The 18,492-nt window shown below is 61.8% G+C and carries 16 protein-coding genes; 4 read left to right on the forward strand and 12 right to left on the reverse strand.

Going from position 1 to position 18,492, the window contains the following annotated elements; all coding sequences use genetic code 11:
- Positions 1-48: 48 nt before the first annotated feature.
- The 4 genes from pstB to pstS all read right to left on the reverse strand — a co-directional run bounded on the left by pstB (position 49) and on the right by pstS (position 4,424).
- Positions 49-828, reverse strand: a complete 780-nt coding sequence (gene pstB, locus VVR12_RS06010) for a phosphate ABC transporter ATP-binding protein PstB (RefSeq protein WP_368550259.1) — start codon at positions 826-828, stop codon at positions 49-51.
- A gap of 188 nt (positions 829-1,016) precedes the next feature.
- Complete coding sequence (gene pstA, locus VVR12_RS06015; protein ID WP_368550260.1) at positions 1,017-2,132, reverse strand: phosphate ABC transporter permease PstA; 1,116 nt, start codon at positions 2,130-2,132, stop codon at positions 1,017-1,019.
- Positions 2,132-3,100 carry a phosphate ABC transporter permease subunit PstC gene (gene pstC, locus VVR12_RS06020; protein ID WP_368550261.1) on the reverse strand — a complete coding sequence of 323 codons (969 nt, stop codon included), beginning with the start codon at positions 3,098-3,100 and terminating at the stop codon, positions 2,132-2,134. Before pstC ends, pstA begins: the two co-directional genes overlap by 1 nt.
- A 211-nt stretch (positions 3,101-3,311) precedes the next feature.
- Positions 3,312-4,424, reverse strand: a complete 1,113-nt coding sequence (pstS, locus tag VVR12_RS06025; RefSeq protein WP_409349885.1) for a phosphate ABC transporter substrate-binding protein PstS — start codon at positions 4,422-4,424, stop codon at positions 3,312-3,314.
- Between the two features lie 233 nt (positions 4,425-4,657).
- Here pstS and VVR12_RS06030 point away from each other — a divergent pair, with 233 nt between their 5' ends.
- The 3 genes from VVR12_RS06030 to disA are packed head-to-tail and all read left to right on the forward strand — an operon-like array spanning position 4,658 to position 8,541.
- On the forward strand, positions 4,658-5,947 hold the full coding sequence (locus VVR12_RS06030) for an aromatic acid exporter family protein (RefSeq protein WP_368550262.1): 1,290 nt from the start codon (positions 4,658-4,660) through the stop codon (positions 5,945-5,947).
- A gap of 55 nt (positions 5,948-6,002) precedes the next feature.
- Positions 6,003-7,412, forward strand: a complete 1,410-nt coding sequence (gene radA, locus VVR12_RS06035; protein WP_368550263.1) for a DNA repair protein RadA — start codon at positions 6,003-6,005, stop codon at positions 7,410-7,412.
- 52 nt (positions 7,413-7,464) lie between these two features.
- Complete coding sequence (gene disA / locus VVR12_RS06040; protein WP_368550264.1) at positions 7,465-8,541, forward strand: DNA integrity scanning diadenylate cyclase DisA; 1,077 nt, start codon at positions 7,465-7,467, stop codon at positions 8,539-8,541.
- Positions 8,542-8,651: 110 nt separating this feature from the next.
- On the opposite strand, the gene VVR12_RS06045 is transcribed toward disA, so the two are convergent.
- Entirely contained in the window at positions 8,652-9,521 is an 870-nt protein-coding gene (locus VVR12_RS06045; protein ID WP_368550265.1) for a hypothetical protein, read from the reverse strand.
- A gap of 77 nt (positions 9,522-9,598) precedes the next feature.
- Here VVR12_RS06045 and VVR12_RS06050 point away from each other — a divergent pair, with 77 nt between their 5' ends.
- Positions 9,599-10,540: an A/G-specific adenine glycosylase gene (locus tag VVR12_RS06050; protein WP_368550266.1), complete on the forward strand. Its 942-nt coding sequence runs from the start codon at positions 9,599-9,601 to the stop codon at positions 10,538-10,540.
- Between the two features lie 29 nt (positions 10,541-10,569).
- Here the strand turns inward: VVR12_RS06050 and VVR12_RS06055 are convergent, their stop codons facing one another.
- From VVR12_RS06055 to VVR12_RS06085, 7 genes are all read right to left on the reverse strand, one after another.
- On the reverse strand, positions 10,570-11,094 hold the full coding sequence (locus VVR12_RS06055) for an amino-acid N-acetyltransferase (RefSeq protein WP_368550267.1): 525 nt from the start codon (positions 11,092-11,094) through the stop codon (positions 10,570-10,572).
- A 73-nt stretch (positions 11,095-11,167) separates the two neighbouring features.
- The gene (locus VVR12_RS06060) at positions 11,168-13,819 is read right to left on the reverse strand and encodes an ATP-dependent Clp protease ATP-binding subunit (RefSeq protein ID WP_368550268.1); all 2,652 of its coding nucleotides are present in this window, start codon (positions 13,817-13,819) and stop codon (positions 11,168-11,170) included.
- Positions 13,820-14,178: 359 nt separating this feature from the next.
- Positions 14,179-14,532: an Lsr2 family protein gene (locus VVR12_RS06065; RefSeq protein ID WP_368550269.1), complete on the reverse strand. Its 354-nt coding sequence runs from the start codon at positions 14,530-14,532 to the stop codon at positions 14,179-14,181.
- 189 nt (positions 14,533-14,721) lie between these two features.
- Positions 14,722-14,928 (reverse strand): hypothetical protein, encoded by a 207-nt coding sequence (locus VVR12_RS06070; protein ID WP_368550270.1) that lies wholly within the window; start codon positions 14,926-14,928, stop codon positions 14,722-14,724.
- A gap of 100 nt (positions 14,929-15,028) precedes the next feature.
- Complete coding sequence (gene lysS / locus VVR12_RS06075) at positions 15,029-16,495, reverse strand: lysine--tRNA ligase (RefSeq protein WP_368550486.1); 1,467 nt, start codon at positions 16,493-16,495, stop codon at positions 15,029-15,031.
- Positions 16,496-16,585: 90 nt separating this feature from the next.
- On the reverse strand, positions 16,586-17,506 hold the full coding sequence (panC, locus tag VVR12_RS06080) for a pantoate--beta-alanine ligase (RefSeq protein WP_409349886.1): 921 nt from the start codon (positions 17,504-17,506) through the stop codon (positions 16,586-16,588).
- Positions 17,507-17,548: 42 nt separating this feature from the next.
- Entirely contained in the window at positions 17,549-18,451 is a 903-nt protein-coding gene (locus VVR12_RS06085; RefSeq protein ID WP_368550271.1) for a Rossmann-like and DUF2520 domain-containing protein, read from the reverse strand.
- Positions 18,452-18,492: the final 41 nt, after the last annotated feature.

The following is an 18,492-nucleotide window of genomic DNA, read 5'->3' on the forward strand; positions in this document are numbered from 1 at the left end:
AACGACCTGAAGTCGCTCGCGGTGGCGCCGCGTGATGCAGGGTTCGGTTTAACCGAAGCGGCCCGAGACGTAGTCTTCGGTGGCCTTCTGCTTAGGGTTGTTGAAGATCTCCTGGGTCGGAGCGTACTCGACCAACTTGCCGGGCTTGCCGGTGCCCTCGATGTAGAAGAACGCGGTCTTGTCGGAGACGCGAGCGGCCTGCTGCATGTTGTGGGTCACGATGACCACGGTGTATTCCTCTTTGAGCTCGTTGATGAGGTCTTCAACGGCCAGGGTCGAGATCGGGTCGAGCGCCGAACAGGGCTCGTCCATGAGGATCACATCGGGCTTGACCGCGATCGAGCGGGCGATGCACAGACGTTGCTGCTGACCACCCGAGAGGCCCGAACCGGGCTTATCCAGGCGATCCTTGACCTCGTTCCAGAGGTTTGCGCCGCGTAGCGAAGACTCGACAAGATCGTCGGCGTCGGTGCGGGAGATGCGGCGGTTGTTCAGCTTCACACCGGCCAGCACGTTCTCGCGGATAGACATGGTCGGGAACGGGTTAGGACGCTGGAAGACCATACCGATCTGCGAACGCACGACCACCGGGTCTACGCCCTTGCCGTACAGATCGTCGCCGTCGAGCAGAACCTTGCCCTCCACACGTGCGCCAGGGATGACCTCGTGCATGCGGTTCAGGGTGCGGAGGAAGGTCGACTTACCGCAACCGGAGGGGCCGATGAAGGCGGTGACGGTGCGGGGCTCGATGGACATATTCACGCCTTCCACTGCGCGGAAGTCGCCGTAGTACACGTTGAGGTCTTCAACATCGATGCGCTTAGACACTTGGTTTGTTCCTTTTCTGAAAGTCTTTAGGCTGGAGTGGTGGCTAATCTGCAGTGGCGGGAGCGGGTGAGCCAACTGGCTCGGGATGAGCGCCGCGGGTGCGAGCTCGCGAGCACCTGAGAGCAAGCGAATCGCGTAGCGTGCGTTCAGCGTTGTTGGCGAATCCGCACCCGCCACAGCAATGAGATTTAGCGACCGGTCTTAGGAGCGAAGAACTTGGCGATCGCGCGGGCGATCAAGTTCAGGATCATCACAATGAGAATCAACACCAGCGCGGCCGCCCAGGCGCGGGTCTCAGAGACTGCCGCAGCGGTGGGGCTGGTGGGGTTCATGATCTGGTAGTAGATGAAGGTCGGCAGGGTGGCCATCCAACCGGAGAACGCGTTCCAGTTGATGGAGTTGACGAAGCCGGCGGTCACCAGGATGGGAGCGGTCTCACCGATCACGCGGGCAATCGCCAAGGTCACGCCCGAGGCGATACCGGAGATAGCGGTGGGGATAACGACCTTCATGATGGTGCGCCACTTACGCACGCCCAGCGCGTAGGACGCTTCACGCAGCTCGTTCGGAACGATGCGCAGCATCTCTTCGGCGTTACGAACCACGGTGGGGATCATCAGCACCGACAACGCCACGGCGGCCACCAGGCCCATACGCTTCGACGGGTCGCCGGTGACCATCACGAAGAAGGACGCCGCGAACAGACCCGCAACGATGGAGGGAATACCTGTCATCACGTCCACGAAGAAGGTGATCGCCTTCCCGAGGAACTTACCGTTGGCGTATTCCACCAGGTAGATCGCGGTCAGCAGACCGATCGGCACTGAGATGAGGGTCGCCAACAGGGTGATCTCGAGGGTACCGATGACGGCGTGGTAGATACCGCCGAGTACGGGACCGGCGCCCTGGGCTGCCTTGTTGTCGTGCACACCGGTGATGCCGTTCATCGAGGTGAACAACAGGTTGCCACTCAGGCCAGGGATGCCCCTGGCGAGCACGGTGTAGAGCACCGAGATAAGCGGGATGAGCGCGACCAGAAATGCGCCGTAGACGAGAAAGCGAGCAAAGCTATCGCTTCCCTTGCGCTTACCCTCGATCGCGGTGATGGCGAGCGGCCCGGCGATCAAGAAGATGATGGCTGCGAACAACACCCAGGTTGCAATGGAAAACCCGATCAGCGCCGATGCCGCAGCACCCAGCACAATCGCCGCCAGACCGATGACGGGTATCAGCCACTTGGGTGCGTGGCCGCTGGTCAGGCGCGAGGAGGTGTTCGCTGATTTAGATGCGGTGGACACACTCATTAGTTAGCTCCTGAGAATTCTTTGTAGCGGCTGGTGATGATGCGAGCTGCTACGTTCACGATCAAGGTGATGATGAACAGCACCAGACCAGCTGCGATGAGCTCGGACATGCGGATGCCGTATGCCTCGGGGAAGTTCAGCGCGATCTCCGACGCAAAGGTCTGGTTACCGGACTGAATGAGCGAAGCCGTCAGCGGGCCGCTGGCCAGCACCAGCGTCACGGCCATGGTTTCACCCAGGGCACGGCCCAGAGCGAGCATCACCGAGGAGACGATGCCGGTGCGGGCGAACGGGAACACGGTCATCTTGATCATTTCCCATCGGGTGGCACCCAATCCCAGTGCGGCCTCTTCCTGCAGTACCGGGGTCTGGATGAAGATCTCGCGGCACATCGCGGTGATAATCGGCAGGATCATGATGCCCAGCACGATGCCGGCAGTCAGGATGGTCTTGCCGGTCTGCGAAGCGGGGCCAGCAAAGATCGGCAACCATCCGAAGTATTGAGCGAGCCAGTCGTAGAATGGCACGATCTTCGGTGCCAGAACCGAAGCGCCCCAGGCGCCGAAGATGACCGAGGGGATCGCGGCCAGCAAGTCGATCACATAACCGACTGCTCGGGCGAACTTACGGGGAGCGTAGTGGGAGATGTACAGTGCTACACCGATGCCGATGGGAGTTGCCAGAAGCAACGCGATGGCCGAAGCGATCAGGGTTCCGATCACCAGCGGGTAGATGTACTTGAGAAAGCTACCTTCGGAGAGTTCCGAAGGATCCGCGGTGAACACCGGCATAGCCTGCGCGATCAGGAAGATAGCGACTGCGGCCAGCACTGCAAGGATGAGGACACCGGCGGTCAGTGAGATTCCCGAGAAGATTTTATCTGCGGCGGGGTTACCGACGCTGGGAAGATCCTTCGTCTTCGAGGTGCGGGAGGCGGGCCCGGTGGGCGTATCAGTAGAAATTGACATCGTAGCCTTGTGCCTTTTGCTATTTTTAGTGTCGTCTTCAGGCCCCGAAGATGGCAGGTGCTGAGGACGATTCATATGGGTGGTCACTATGGAATCTCGATTCTAGTGGGCAGATTGAGAGCGATGATGACCTGAAGCGTCTAAACATGACTCAACGGTGTGACCAAGTGGCTATGAACAGTCACTCGGTCACACCGTTCAGCTAAGGGGTTTACTTAGCAACCTCGATGGAGTCAATGGCCTTCTCTGCATCCTTGCGCAGGGCGTCGGTCAGCGGAGCCGAGGATGCTGCATCCGCGGCGTCCTGCTGACCCTGCTCGGAGACTACGTACTTCTCATAAGCCTTGACAAGGTCGGCCTTAGCCTGATCCTTGTAACCGGAGCAGACTACGTGGTAGGAAACGAGCACGACGGGGTAAGCATCGGATTCCTCCGGGGTGCGGTTGATGTCGATCGACATGTCATTTTCGTTGCCACCGGGCTTGCGCTCGGAGATCTCAACGGTCTTAGCGGCGGCCTCGGGAGAGAGCTCCACGAAGCTGTCGTTGACCTTGATCTTGGCCTTGCCGAGGTCACCGATAGCGGAGGCATCAGCGTAGGTGATGGCGCCTTCGGTGCCGGAGGTGGTCTTCACAACGCCCGAGGTACCCTTGTCGGATTCACCAGCGTAAGCCTCGGGCCAGGTGCCGTCAGCTTCCTTATCCCAGGCACCGTTCGAAGCCTTGTTCAGGTACTCGGTGAAGTTCTCGGTGGTACCCGAGTCGTCGGAGCGGTGAACCACGGTGATCTTGGTATCGGGAAGGTCAACGCCTTCGTTGAGCTTCTTGATAGCCGGATCGTTCCAGGTCTTGATTTCACCCTTGAAGATCTTGGCAGTGGTCTGAGCGTCCAGGTTCAGATCCTTGACGCCGGGCAGGTTGAATGCCACTGCGATCGGGGAGATGTAAACCGGGATGTTGATGGCGCCGTTGGGGCCACAAACTTCCTTGGACTTTTCATATTCTTCGGGCTTCAGGTGAGCGTCAGAACCTGCGAAGTCAGCTGCACCCGCCAGCAGTGCCTTACGGCCTGCACCCGAGCCATCCGGGGAGTACTGTACGTTTGCGCCGGAGTTGGCGGACGCGAAGCCGGCCTCCCACGCGGTGATGGCTGCCTTCTGCGAAGAAGCACCGATGCCCTTCAGGGTGCCGGAGACCTGGGAGTCGGAACCGGAGTTCGACGACGACGAGTTCTCGCCGGTTGCGTTATCGGAACCGCATGCCGAGAGTGCCAGCATACCGATGAGTGCCAGGGATCCTGCGCTTGCGAATGCCTTAGTCTTCAAAAGAATGTCCTTTTCAACGAGCCTGGTGCGAGAGCACCTGCGGCGCTCTTGATGTTTTTGAATGCGTTGTACCTGTCAATCGAAGAACATAGTTCGATCGCCGCATGTGCAAATGACTCTATGCAGGCAAGGTAGCCTGATTGGTGCACACAGATTAACGGAACGTTAACTCTGCCCGACGAATAAAACGGCTTCACGACACGTTCCCGATATCCGTGGCATAAACTAAAAACATGCCGCTCTCTGACCATGTGATGCCCCTCAAACGCAAGGTTATTAACCAATCCAAAGCCGGTTTTACGCGGGTCCGCGAGGGGTTCCTGCAGTCCCTTCAGATCGTGCTCGCCTCGGTGGGGGCATATGCCTTTTGCAGGGACGTCCTCGGCCATCCCGAGCCCATCTTCGCGGCGACCGCGGCGGTGGTCTCTCTCGGGTACGTCCGCGGGGCCACCCACTCCCGCCGCATCCTCGAAGTCACCCTCGGTGTGACCCTGGGGATTCTCGTGGGCGACGGCCTGATGCACCTGCTGGGTCGCGGCACCTTCCAGGCGGCGGTGGTCTTGCTGATCTCGGTATCGTTAGCCCGGTTCTTAGACCGCGGCATGCTTTTCACCATCCAGATGGGCCTGCAATCGGCGCTGGTGGTGCTCATGGAGCCCACCTCGGTGGGCACCTTCGCGCGCAGTGTGGACGGCATCGTCGGCGGCATCGCGGCGTTCTTGGTCATGTTCATCTTCCCTCGCGATCCGCGCGTGCTACCGCGATCCCGCACCCGAAAACTGATGAGCACCTACAGCAACGCCCTGACAGAGTCTGCGCAAGCCTTACGTTCCTATAGCGAAAACCAGTGTCAGAAAGCCCTCGAGGGCGCCCGCGATCTGCAACCGCTGGTGACGGCCGCCCAGAACGAAGTGGTCACCGCCAAGGGCCTGGCGCAATTGTCTGTGGTGGGGCGAAACCACAAGGCCGAGTTGCGAGACCTGGGCAATTCGTTGGGGTCCATCGACCTGTCCATCCGCAACATCAGAGTATTCAACCGCCGCATGGTCTCTACGGTTCAGAACGTGCAACTGGGCAAGCCGGCTATCGATTCCATTGTGAAAACCCTGCAACAGCTCTCTTCGTGCGTCTCCGATCTCGGTGAAGCCGCGGCCACACCCGACCAAGAAGAACGCTTCTCTATGCGCCGGCAGGTGCGCGACGAACTGGGTGAAATCGCCCAGGTGCTCGAACCGTCCCTCATGGGAGTGCGTACCTTGGAGGGGGAGTCGCTCATCTTGTTGCTGCGGCCGATGGTCATCGACCTGCTCGAGGCGACCGGGTTGAGCCACGAGGAGGCCATGGAATACCTGGTTCCGCTGGGCGAGGGCATGACCGAACACGCCCCGCGCACCAGTCAACTCAGCCGGATCGACGGTCAAGAGCAGCTGGCTCCGGACGATACCCGCGCGTTGAACGTGGTGCTACGCAGCCGATCGCACCCCAAGAACGCCAAGAACTCCGAAGAATCTGAAGAGCGCTGATCGCTGTGGGCTCAGATGGGCCTAAAATGTCATACCCCACCCCTACGATGAGACTATGAGTCCTCGTAAATCATCGCGATCCGCCAACGTCTATAAGTGCACCGAGTGCGGCTGGACGACCGCCAAGTGGGTGGGCCGTTGCGGCCAATGCCAGCAGTGGGGCACGGTCGAGGAAGCCGGCGGCCCGGTGGTGGCCAAGACTACCGCTGCGGCCTCCGTGCAGGTTCCCGCCAAACCGATCGCCCAGGTCGATTCGACCGTGGCGCAGTACATGTCCACCGGAAACCCCGAGTTTGACCGGGTGCTCGGCGGCGGTTTAGTACCCGGTGCGGTCATCCTCATGGCCGGTGAGCCGGGAGTCGGCAAATCCACGCTTCTGCTGGACGTTGCGGCCACCTTCGCGCGTTCCTCGGCACCGGGTGCGCGCTCGGGCCAGCGGAGCGTTCTCTACGTGACGGGCGAGGAGTCGGCGGCGCAGGTGAAGCTGCGTGCCGACCGCATCGGCGCGGTGGCCGAGACCCTGTACCTCACCGCCGAAACCGACCTGGGCGTGGCGCTGGCCCACATCGAGCAGGTCAATCCCTCGTTGCTGGTCGTGGACTCGGTACAGACCCTGGCCTCCACCGAGGTGGAGGGCAGCGCCGGCGGCGTCACGCAGGTGCGCGAGGTGGCCGCGTCCATCATCACCGCGGCCAAAAACCGCAATATGTGTACCCTGCTGGTCGGGCACGTGACCAAGGAGGGCACGATCGCCGGGCCGAGGCTCCTGGAACACCTGGTAGACGTGGTCTGTCAGTTCGAGGGCGATAAGCACTCGGCGATCCGCATGCTGCGCGCGATCAAGAACCGGTTCGGCCCCACCGACGAGGTGGGCTGTTTCGACATGCACGAAGACGGCATTGCCGCGGTCACCGATCCCTCGGGGCTCTTCGTCTCGCGCACGCCTCGACCGGTCTCGGGCACCTGCGTGACGGTCACGATGGAAGGCCGCCGCCCCCTGCTGGCCGAGATCCAGGCGCTGTTGGATCAGTCGGCCACCCCGCAGCCGCGGCGCACCACCGCGGGGTTAGACTCCAACCGCATCGCGATGTTGCTGGCGGTGCTCCAGAAACGTGCCGGCTTCAACGTGGGCAAGCTGGATTGCTACATCTCGACGGTGGGCGGGGTGAAGATCGCCGAGCCGGCCGTCGACCTTGCGGCCGTCATGGCCCTGGCCTCCGCCGCGCAAGATAAGCCTCTCCCCCGCAAACTGGCGGTGTTTGGCGAGGTGGGCCTGGCCGGTGAGGTGCGCGCCGTCCCCGGCATTCGCCAGCGCATTGCCGAGGTGGCGCGGCTGGGCTTCACGCACGTGATCGCACCCGCCTCGCCGCAGGGTGTGGGGGATGTTCCGGCCGGGGTTACGGTGCGTGAGGTGGCCTCGCTCCCGGAGGCTCTGGCGCTGCTCTTCCCGCAATCTGGCAAGTAATCAGCGGTTTTCCGCAGGCCGGTGGCCCCGGGGAGGTAATAGGATAGAACCCGTGCCACTCCAATATAGCGACCAGTTGCTGAAAGCCATCGCCCGCATTGCTCCGGGTACCGACCTGCGCGAAGGCCTCGAGAGGATCCTGCGGGGACGCACCGGTGCGCTCATTGTGCTCGGTAGCGACCGCACGGTGCAGTCCATGACGTCCGGCGGGTTCGTCATCAACACCGAGTTTTCCGCCACCCGCCTGCGCGAGCTGGCCAAGATGGACGGCGCGATCATCTGCGATCGGGACGCCACGACCCTGCTCCACGCGGGCGTGCAGCTCCTGCCCGATCCGGCCATCGAGACCCACGAATCGGGTACTCGGCATCGCACGGCCGAACGCGTCGCTAAGCAGACCGGGTTCCCGGTGATCGTCGTGAGCTCCTCGATGTCGATGATCTCGGTCTATGTTGACGACATCCGCTACACGGTGGAGCACACCCAGACGCTGATGAGCCGCGCCAACCAGGCCATCCAGACCCTCGAGTCATATACCCGACGGCTCGACCAGGTGCTCAGCAACCTCTCCGCGCTGGAGATCGAGTCGGACGTGACTCTCCGCGACGTGCTAACCACCCTGCAACGCATGGAGATGGTGCGCCGCATCTCCGCCGAGGTCAATCACTACGCCCTGGAGCTGGGCACCTCGGGGCGACTCGTCAAGCTGCAACTAGAGGAACTCAACACCCCCGAGCTGCCGGACCCCAACGTCATTCTTCGCGACTACCTGCCGGCCCCCAGCGAAGAGCTTGAGGACGCCGTGCTCGCCGGGGTGCAGGCGCTGTCTACCCTCGAAGACAAAGACATCGTCGATCTGGCCACGATCGCCCAGGTCATCAATCTCGACCCGCACGATCTGGATATGCCGATAGTCCCGCGCGGGTACCGATTGCTCTCCGGCATCAAGTCTGTGCCGGGTGCCATCGTCGACCGCCTGGTTGCCCAGTTCGACGGCGTTCAGTGTTTGATAGCGGCCAGTATCGACGACTTGCGCGCCGTGGACGGCGTGGGCGAGCAACGAGCTCAGGTGATCCGTGAGTCGCTGGCTCGGATGGCCGAGACGACAATGCTCGACGGATTTATGTAATTACACAATTCTCAGCCACCGCGCGGTTGCCGAGAATATGAAAGGGCCGGTGCTACCAACGGGGAAGTTGGTGGCACCGGCCCTTTCGTTCTGACGATCAGTCGAGAAGATTAGCCCTTGACGATGATGCGCGCGGGTTCTGAGGTCACGCCATTGACGGTGGCAGTGGCCCAGTAGTAACCGGGCTGGATGTCCTGAGTGTTTCCGCAACCCAGGGCGTTGATCTTGCGATCCCAGGTGATGACCTTGGTGTCTGCACGACCTGCGGCCAGCTCACCCGAGGGGGCCTCTGCCTTCTGGCACTGGGCGAAGTTGTAGACCTGAGCCGAACCGGAGGTGATGTTCACATCCACCGGCTGTGCGTCCTGACCACCGAGGTTGCACGGGTTGCCCGAGGTGTTGGTATAGGTCACAGCCAAAGCGGGGTTCTCGCCAGCTGCGTACCCCTCCTTATCGGCGCTCACGGCAACCTTCAGGTCGGCCGCGGAGCAGGCCACCGGGGTGGCGGGTGCAGCTTGAGTAGGTTCAGCCGATTCGGTAGCGGTCGGGGTCTGTTCAGCCGATTCGGTAGCGGAAGCCGAGTCGCTCGCCGCAGCAGAAGCGCTCTCCGAAGCGGCGGGGTCGGCGGATTCCGAAGCGCTAGCCGAAGGATCCGAGGAAGCCTCGGAGGAAGGGCTCGCCGAGGGGTCCGTCGATGGAGACGCGGAGGCAGACTCCGAAGCGCGATCGCTGAAGTCGCTAAAGGGCGCTGCAGAAGAGGACGTCGCGGCGCCGGCGGCGTCGTCGTTCTTGTTGTCGTCACCGCCACCGGTCAGGCCGCGAATCAGGGAGGTAATGCCCCAAATCAGCAGGAGCAAGAGCAACAGGGTAGCAATCAAAGCAATGATGCGACGACGGCGGTAGTCAGCGGGGGTGGGCTCGTCGTCGTAGGGGCCCTCGTCGAAGGGCTCTTCTTCGTAATGATCAGCAGAAACAGACATGCTTATAGAGTACCGGGTGGATGAGCTTGACAGTAACCCATTCGCCAGCGTCATGACACTTCGTTAAAGTGTTCCATGTGGTTGAAGATCAAGCGTTCAAAGAATACCTGCATCGGCGTATAAACCAGTGGTTCCGGGCCCACGCTCGAGACCTTCCCTGGCGCGCCGACGACCGCACCGGATGGTCGGTCATGGTCAGCGAATTCATGCTTCAGCAAACACCGGTGGTGCGGGTACTGCCCATCTGGGAGCAGTGGATGCAACGCTGGCCCACCCCCGCAGACCTGGCCGCCGCAGACACCGCAGAGGTCATCCGAGCCTGGGGGCGCCTCGGTTATCCGCGACGCGCACTGCGTCTGCACGCGGCCGCCACCGCCATCGTCGAAGAACACGGCGGTGAGGTCCCCGAAGATTACGAGACCCTGTTGGCCTTACCCGGAGTAGGCAGCTACACCGCGGCGGCGATTACCGTCTTCGCCTTCGGCCACCGCGCAACCGTCATCGACACCAACATCCGCCGCGTCTTCGCTCGAGCGGTGTCTGGCAAAGCCTTGCCCGCCAAGTCGCTGACCGCCGCGGAGACCCGCCTCGCCAACGAACTCATGCCCGCAGACGATCGCGAAGCGGTCACCTGGAACGCCGCCACCATGGAACTCGGCGCGCTGATCTGCACGGCGAAGTCGCCGAAATGCGAGGCCTGCCCGGTTCAAGAAAAATGCGCGTGGATCGCCGCAGGACGCCCCGAGCCCGAGTACCAGCCCAAAGGCCAGGAATGGGCCGGAACGGACCGCCAACTCCGCGGGGCAATAATGGCCGTGTTGCGTGAATCCACCGGTCCGGTCCACTCCGAAGTACTGCTCTCGGGCGGTAAGGCAGCCCAACGCTATCGCGCCGAGGCCGTACCCGCCCTGGAAAAACTCGTGAAGCTCAATTCACCCGCCGAGCAATTGGAGCGTTGCCTGACCTCCCTTGCGACGGACGGCTTGATTCGACGCGAGGGTGACCTGATCTCTCTATAACCGGCCCGATGACTTCCGCAGCACCCTTCTCAGAGGTCCCGTAACATACGGGTGTTGCCTAGGGTATTGGGCTTGACACGCGCCAAATCGAGAAACTCGGCCACGCCTTCGTCGTGGGAACGCAACAACTCCATGAAGACCTCAGGATCAATCAACTGAGACTGTTTCTCGAGCACCCGAAAACCCTGTCTGCGGAAGAAATCCACCTCAAAGGTCAGGCAAAACACCTGCTTCACACCGATCGTGCGCGCCCGCTCTAACAGCTCTTGCACGAGCCGATGCCCTACCCCGGTGCCACGGGCAGACGGAGACGTAACGAGCGTCCTAATCTCGGCGATATCTCGCCACATCACATGTAGAGCGCCGCACCCGACGACCTCGGTACCGGTAGCCGTGGTGCGCTCGGCGATGAGAAATTCTTGGACCGACTCGTAATACACCACGCGGTCCTTGGCAAGCAGAACTCCCTGCAAAGCCAGCGGCTCCACCAGGGCTTCAATCATCGGAACGTCGTGGACGGCGGCCGGTCGGATCACGAGAGCTGGGGATTCCATGCCGCTCACCTTACAACAGAAGGCACCCGGTACAGAAAGTACCGGGTGCCTCATGTCAATAGCTGGCTACAGCCTAGAACTGGTCGCCGTCAGTGCGGGGCAGCTCCTGGGCCACCGACTGATCGTGTTCACGGCCCGAGTCTTCGGCTACTGCCTGCGACTCGGCGGCGTCATTCTGCGCCTGTGCCTCGGGTTCAGCGGGAACCGACTCGTCATCAGACTCGTACGCCGAGAAGTCCATCGACTTCTCGAGATCGGTCATGGGGCTCGAGGAGAAGGTGAACTTGGCGTCCTCACCTTCACCCTCGGCGTCCACGGTGATCTTCTCACCCGGTTTGATCTCGCCGAAGAGGATCTTCTCCGAGAGCTGGTCTTCGATGTTGCGCTGCATCTCGCGGCGCAACGGACGAGCACCCATGGACGGGTCGTAACCCTTCGAGGCCATGAGGATCTTCGCGGCGTTGGTGAGTTCAATGCTCATGTCCTGCTCCGCGAGACGCTTGGCGAGGCGGCCGACGAAGAGATCCACGATCTGCAGGATCTCCTTCTCCGACAGCTGCGGGAAGACGATGATGTCGTCCACGCGGTTGAGGAACTCGGGGCGGAAGTGCTCCTTGAGGTCCTCCATCACGCGGTGCTGCATGCGCTCGTAGTCTCCCGAGACGTCGCCGGTGGACTGGAAGCCCACGGGAACCTTGCGGGCCAGGTCGCGGGAACCGAGGTTGGTGGTCATGATGATCACGGTGTTCTTGAAGTCCACCACACGGCCCTGGGAGTCGGTCAGGCGGCCGTCTTCCAGAATCTGCAACAGGGAGTTGAACAGGTCTGCGTGAGCCTTCTCGACCTCGTCGAAGAGCACCACAGAGAACGGCTTGCGGCGCACCTTTTCGGTGAGCTGGCCGCCCTCTTCGAAGCCAACGTATCCGGGAGGGGCACCGAACAGACGTGAAACGGTGTGCTTCTCCTGGTACTCGGACATATCCAGGGTGATCAGCGCCGACTCGTCGCCGAACAGGAACTCCGCTAGCGACTTCGCCAGCTCGGTCTTGCCCACACCGGTGGGGCCTGCGAAGATGAACGAACCACCGGGGCGGTTGGGGTCCTTCAGGCCCGCACGGGTACGACGGATCGCGCGGGAGAGCGCCTTGACCGCGTTCTCCTGGCCGATGACGCGCTTGTGCAGCTCTTCTTCCATCCGCAGCAGGCGGCCGGATTCTTCTTCGGTGATCTTGTACACCGGAACGCCGGTGGACGCGGCGAGCACCTCGGAGATGACCTCGGGGGTCACCTCACCGAAGGCGTCTCCGTTTTCACGCCAGGCCTTCTCGTGCTCGGCCTTCTCGGCGGTGAGTTTCTGTTCCTTCTCGCGCAGTTCGGCGGCCTTCTCGAACTCGTTGTTCTTGATGGCTTCGTCCTTCTGGGACTTCAGCTTGCCGATGCGCTCTTCGAGGTTCTTGATCTCCGGCGGCGCGGTCATGCGCTTGATGCGCAGGCGGGCGCCGGCCTCGTCGATCAGGTCCACTGCCTTATCGGGCAGGAAGCGGTCCGAAATGTAACGTGCCGAGAGGTTCACGGCGGCCTCGAGGGCCTCGTCCGAGATAGAGACACGGTGGTGCGCTTCGTACTTGTCGCGCACGCCCTTGAGGATCTGCACCGCCATGTCCTGCGAGGGTTCTTCCACCTGAATCGGCTGGAATCGACGCTCCAGGGCGGCGTCCTTTTCGATGTGCTTACGGTACTCATCCAGCGTGGTAGCACCGATGGTCTGCAGTTCACCGCGGGCCAACATGGGCTTGAGAATCGAGGCGGCGTCGATGGCGCCCTCGGCGGCACCGGCCCCCACCAGGGTGTGAATCTCGTCGATGAACAGGATGATGTCACCGCGGGTGCGGATCTCCTTGAGCACCTTCTTCAGGCGTTCCTCGAAGTCACCGCGGTAGCGCGAACCGGCCACCAACGAGCCCAGGTCGAGGGTGTAGAGATGCTTGTCTTTGAGGGTCTCGGGAACATCGCCGTGAACGATCGCCTGCGCCAGGCCCTCGACCACGGCGGTCTTGCCGACGCCGGGCTCGCCGATGAGCACGGGGTTGTTCTTGGTGCGGCGCGAGAGCACCTGCATCACGCGCTCCATCTCGGAGTGGCGGCCGACCACCGGGTCGAGCTTGCCCTCGCGGGCGGCGGCGGTGAGGTTGGTGCCGAACTGATCAAGGATGGCGGAACCGGCGGGGGTGCCTTCCTTCGAGTTACCGGCGCCCACGCCAGCGGTCTCTTTGCCCTCACCGTTGCCGGGGTAACCGGAGATCATATCGGTGACGGTCTCGCGAACCTTGCCTGCGTCTGCGCCGAGCTTGGTGAGCACCTGGTTAGCCACACCCTCGTTGGCGCGCACCATGCCGAGCAAGATGTGCTCAGTGCCGATGTAACCGTGGTTGAGCTGGATTGCCTCTCGCATCGACAGCTCCAGCACCTTCTTGGCGCGCGGGGTGAAGGGGATGTGGCCGCTGGGGGCTTGCGAGCCCGGGCCAATAATGTCTTCAACCTGTTCACGCACCGAAGCCAGGGTCACACCCAGCGACTCCAGCGCGCGAGCGGCAATGCCTTCACCCTCGTGAATCAGACCCAGCAGGAGGTGTTCCGTGCCGATGTAATTGTGATTGAGCATGCGGGCTTCTTCCTGCGCTAAAACCACCACGCGCCGCGCACGGTCAGTAAATCGTTCAAACATTGAACACTCCTTACACATCTAACGTTGTATGAAAGGTTACGCGGAATTCGGGGGTTCATGGGCACTGTTCGCACGCGGTGAAAGACGCCCGAGAGGTCTCTGTCGGCGGGGGCACCGCACTGCGCGCTATCCCGTTGCACAATGTTTATGACGTAGCCACATATTCACCCGGATTTCACACCCAACCAGGCGCCAGATGTCAACTTAAACAACATAATGACCCACAATGTTCATTTTCCCGAAGTTCGATGCATCACACCGGCGATCTCCGGGACTTCACGGACTGGTCATTTAAAAAAGAAGACCCTCCGTGGGAGGGTCTTCTTGTTATATCGGTTTAATAACGCGATGATAAGTATTTAATTTTCGGCCTTCTGAGCGGCGTAGTACTTATCCTGAATGTCCTGATGAATGCGGCCACGATCCGAAACTTCGTAACCGTTGTCCTTAGCCCACTTGCGAATCGCCGCGGTATCGGGATTGCGCTTGGTTGCGCCGGTGTTGCGCGAACCCGCCGGACGACCGGGAGTGCGGGCGCCCTGCACGCGGCGAGCCTTTGCCGCGAAGGGACGGATAGCGTCACGCAGACGAGCCGCGTTAGCGGTCGAGAGGTCAATCTCGTAAGTTCCGCCGTCTAACCCGAAGCGAACGGTCTCTTCTGCGGGGCCGCCGTCGAGGTCATCTTCAAGAATAATCTTAACCTTTTGAGCCACTGGCTCTCCTCTTTTCTTCCCATTCACATAAAGCGACGTTTGTCGTGTAGTGAATTCAGATAAACCGCCCCGACCTACGATCACGGCAAGGAGGGGTGATCACTTTTATTTGATAGCAAGATAGTATCAATAAAAACACAAAAGCATAAAATTGAGAAGATACCGGCAAGAAACTTTTTTGAAATTTAGCTACTTACGCTTTTTATCGGGCTTTTGACCAAAGGGATCGCGGGTGCCTTTTGAAGCCTTAACCTCTTCGTACCAAGCCGCAGCGTCGTCCTGCAACCGTTGCTGAGTCTCTCGCTCGGTGCGGTCGGCCTGGTTGATCCACCGCAATACAAAATACAGCACAATACCCGCGCAAATAGGCGGTATCAGGGCAATCAGATAGTCCATCGTTTAGCTCTTTCTCTCACGTCCTCTCCACACCATAGCGCGGCGAGCACAAAAACGCTGTGCGCACCGTTACCGGTACGCACAGCGTCAGATAAAACCTTTACTCTGCCTCAGGCTTCATGAGCGGGAACAGAATAGTCTCGCGAATACCCACACCGGTGAACAGCATGATCAGTCGGTCGATACCCAGGCCCAGACCGCCCATCGGCGGGGCACCGTGCTCCAGCGCGCGCAGGAAGTCTTCGTCCAACTGCATCGCCTCGTCGTCGCCACCGGCGGCGAGCTTGGACTGCTCGGTCAAACGTTCGCGCTGAATCACCGGGTCGATCAGCTCGGAGAACGCGGTGCCGCGCTCCATGCCGCCGATGATCAAGTCCCAGGCCTCGATGACGTCCGCTTCCGAACGGTGCGGGCGGGCCAGCGGCTGCGCCAACGGCGGGTAATCGTAGACGAAGGTGGGGTTGATCAGGGTCGGCTCGACGATCTCGCCGAAGAGCTCGATCACCAGCTTCTGGGCGTTCCACTTCGGATCGACCGGCACCTCGTGCTTGGCTGCAATCTCGCGCAGGGTCTCAGCCGAGGTCTCGGGGGTGATCTCTTGCCCCACGGCCTCCGAGAGACCGGGGTACACGGCCAGCCACTTCCACTCGCCGCGCAGGTCGATAGTGCCCTTCTCGGTCTCGATCTCATAGCAGTCAAGGGCCTCGGCGCAGGCCATGATGATCTCCTGCATCCGCTTGGCCATCACGAACTGATCGGCGTAGGCCTCGTAGCACTCGAGTGTGGTGAACTCCGGGCTGTGGGTGGAGTCGATGCCTTCGTTGCGGAACACGCGCCCAATCTCGTACACGCGCTCGATGCCGCCGACCTCGGCGCGCTTGAGAAACAGCTCGGTCGCGATGCGCAGGGTCATGTCCTGGTCGAAAGCGTTCAGGTGCGTTTCGAAAGGACGAGCCGTCGCGCCACCGTGCACCAGCTGCAACATCGGGGTTTCGATCTCGATGTAACCGTGCTTGTTCAAAACGTCACGCACGGTCTGGGTGATCTTCGCGCGCTTGATCACCAGCTCGCGGGCTTCATCGCGCACCATGAGGTCGAGGTAGCGCTGACGAACGCGGGTTTCATCGTTGAGATCCTTGTGCAGGGTCGGCATCGGGCGCAGCGACTTGGACGCCATCTGCCACTCGTCTGCCATCACCGACAGTTCGCCGCGCCGTGAGGAGATCACCTCGCCGTGCACGAACACGTGATCGCCCAGGTCGACCAGGGCCTTCCAGTCGGCCAGGGACTCTTCACCCACGCCAGCCAGCGAGATCATCGCCTGGATGCGGGTTCCGTTGCCCTGCTGAAGGGTGGCGAAACACAGCTTGCCGGTATTACGCACGAAGACTACGCGTCCGGCGATACCGACGACCTCACCCGAGACCTCGTCGGCCTCGAGGTGACCCCACTTGCTACGAATCTCCTCGATGGTATGAGTGACGGGCACACCCACCGGGTACGCTTCGCGACCAGATTCGATCAGTTTCGCGCGCTTATCGAGGCGAATCTGCATCTGTTCGGACATATCGGAAATTGTTGCGTTGTGGGCCTGTGCGCCCTTCTCGTTAGTAGTCACGAAGTAAAGCCTATCGAAGTTTGCGAAGGTAAAAACCGGTCAGAGTAGTTCCATGTTGTCGATGAGTCTAGTTTCACCCACATAGGCCGCCACCAGGCCCAACACCCGAGTGGAATCGGCCGTGGGGGCCTTGAAGGTGGTGGGGTCGACCATCTCGAGGTAGTCCAGGCGCACACCCTCGGCGGAGTCGATGCGCTCTCGGGCCGCGCTCAGGTCGAAGTTCTCGGGGCCCTTGGCGATCATCTGCTCGCGCAACAACGCCAGTGTGCGTGAAAGCACCAGGGCCTGTTCACGCTGCTCGTCGCTGAGGTACTGGTTGCGGGAAGAGTAGGCCAGGCCGTTGTCTTCGCGCACCATGGAGACCGACTTGATGGTCACGGAGTGGTTGAAGTCGGCGACCATCCGTTGCACCAGCGCCAGCTGCTGGGCGTCCTTCTGCCCGAAGTAGGCGTTGACCAGGTGACGGCCGGCGGCGGGCTTGAGGATATTGAAGAACTTGTTCACTACGGTCAGCACACCGTCGAAGTGGCCGGGGCGGGTTGCTCCCTCGAAGAAGGTCCCCATCTCTCCGGCGCTGACGCGCACCGCGGGTTCACCGTCGGGGTACATCTCTTCGACCGTGGGCGCGAAGATGAAGTCGACGTCGGCCTCACCGGCGAGCGCGGCGTCCGCCTCCAGCGTGCGGGGGTAGCGGTCGAAGTCTTCCCCGGGGCCGAACTGCAACGGGTTGATGAAGACGGAGACGACGACGACGTCGTTCTGTTCGCGGGCACGGCGGATCAGCTGGGCGTGGCCGTCATGCAGGGCTCCCATGGTCGGCACGAAACCGAGGGTGGAGTGTCTCGGACGGGCGTCGTCGGTCGCCTGAGCGTTCAGCTGCACCTGCGCTTGCTTCAGCGCCTTGCGCACCTTCTTCTGGAGCTCATCGACTGAGGTGACGATGTGGGGACTAGTAGTCACAGTATGGACTGTCCTTTCATGGTTACGGGTCCGAGAGATATTTTAGCCGTTTGCACCGCGCAGGGCCGAAAGCACCTCGTGTAAGGCCTCGTCGGTCAGCGCGCCGCGGCGGTGGGCGCGGCGTGCGGTGGCCTCGGCCAGGGCCACGTAAGCATCCCCGATGTCGGGGGCATCTTCTTCGGCGGCGTATCCGGCCAGCTGTTCGCGGTGGGCGGCCACGGTGTGGGCGTCGCCTCGAGCCACGGGCCCGGTGAGTGCGTTCTCACCGCTGGCGAGCGCGTTGTCGAGGGACGCCCGGAGCAGGGGTTCGATGAAGCGGGCAGGGTCGGGCAGACCGAGGGATTCGAGCACCTGTAGCGACTGCCCGGTGATGGTGGTCAGGTGGTTGGCGGCGTGGGCGAGGGCCGCGTGATAGAGGGGCCGGTCGCCCTCAGCCACATGCACGGGTTCTCCGCCCATCTCGACCACGAGCGCCTGGGCGATGGGCAGGAAGGGGGCCGGCCCGGTGACCGCGAAGCTGCATTGTTTGAGGCGGGTGAGGTCGAGGGAAAGGCCGGTGAAGGTCATGGCCGGGTGGATGGCTAGACCTATGGCACCGCGTTCGCGGGCGGGGTCGAGCACCCCGGCCCCGTGTGCGCCCGAGGTGTGGATGACGATCTGCCCCTGTTGCCAGGCCCCGGTTTCGGCCAGACCGGTGACGAGCGAGGCGAGTTGGTCGTCGGGCACGGCGAGCAAGACGACTTCGCTGCGTTCGACAATCTCGGGCACCGTCAGCTGCGGGACGCCGGGTAAGAGTGCCTCGGCGCGGGTTTGGGACGCCTCGGAGACGGCGTGCACACCGACGATGGCGTGCCCGACCTCCCGCAGGGCCGCCGCGAGAACGGCCCCGACCTTGCCCGCGGAGATCACACCGATGCCCAGGCGCGCTGGTTGACTGGATTGCATGAGGCTCAGTCTATCGTTCCGCTCGGTTCGACCCGTAACGG

It is taken from the genome of Rothia sp. LK2588 (assembly GCF_040946465.1).
In the GTDB taxonomy this organism is placed as follows: Bacteria; Actinomycetota; Actinomycetes; order Actinomycetales; family Micrococcaceae; genus Rothia.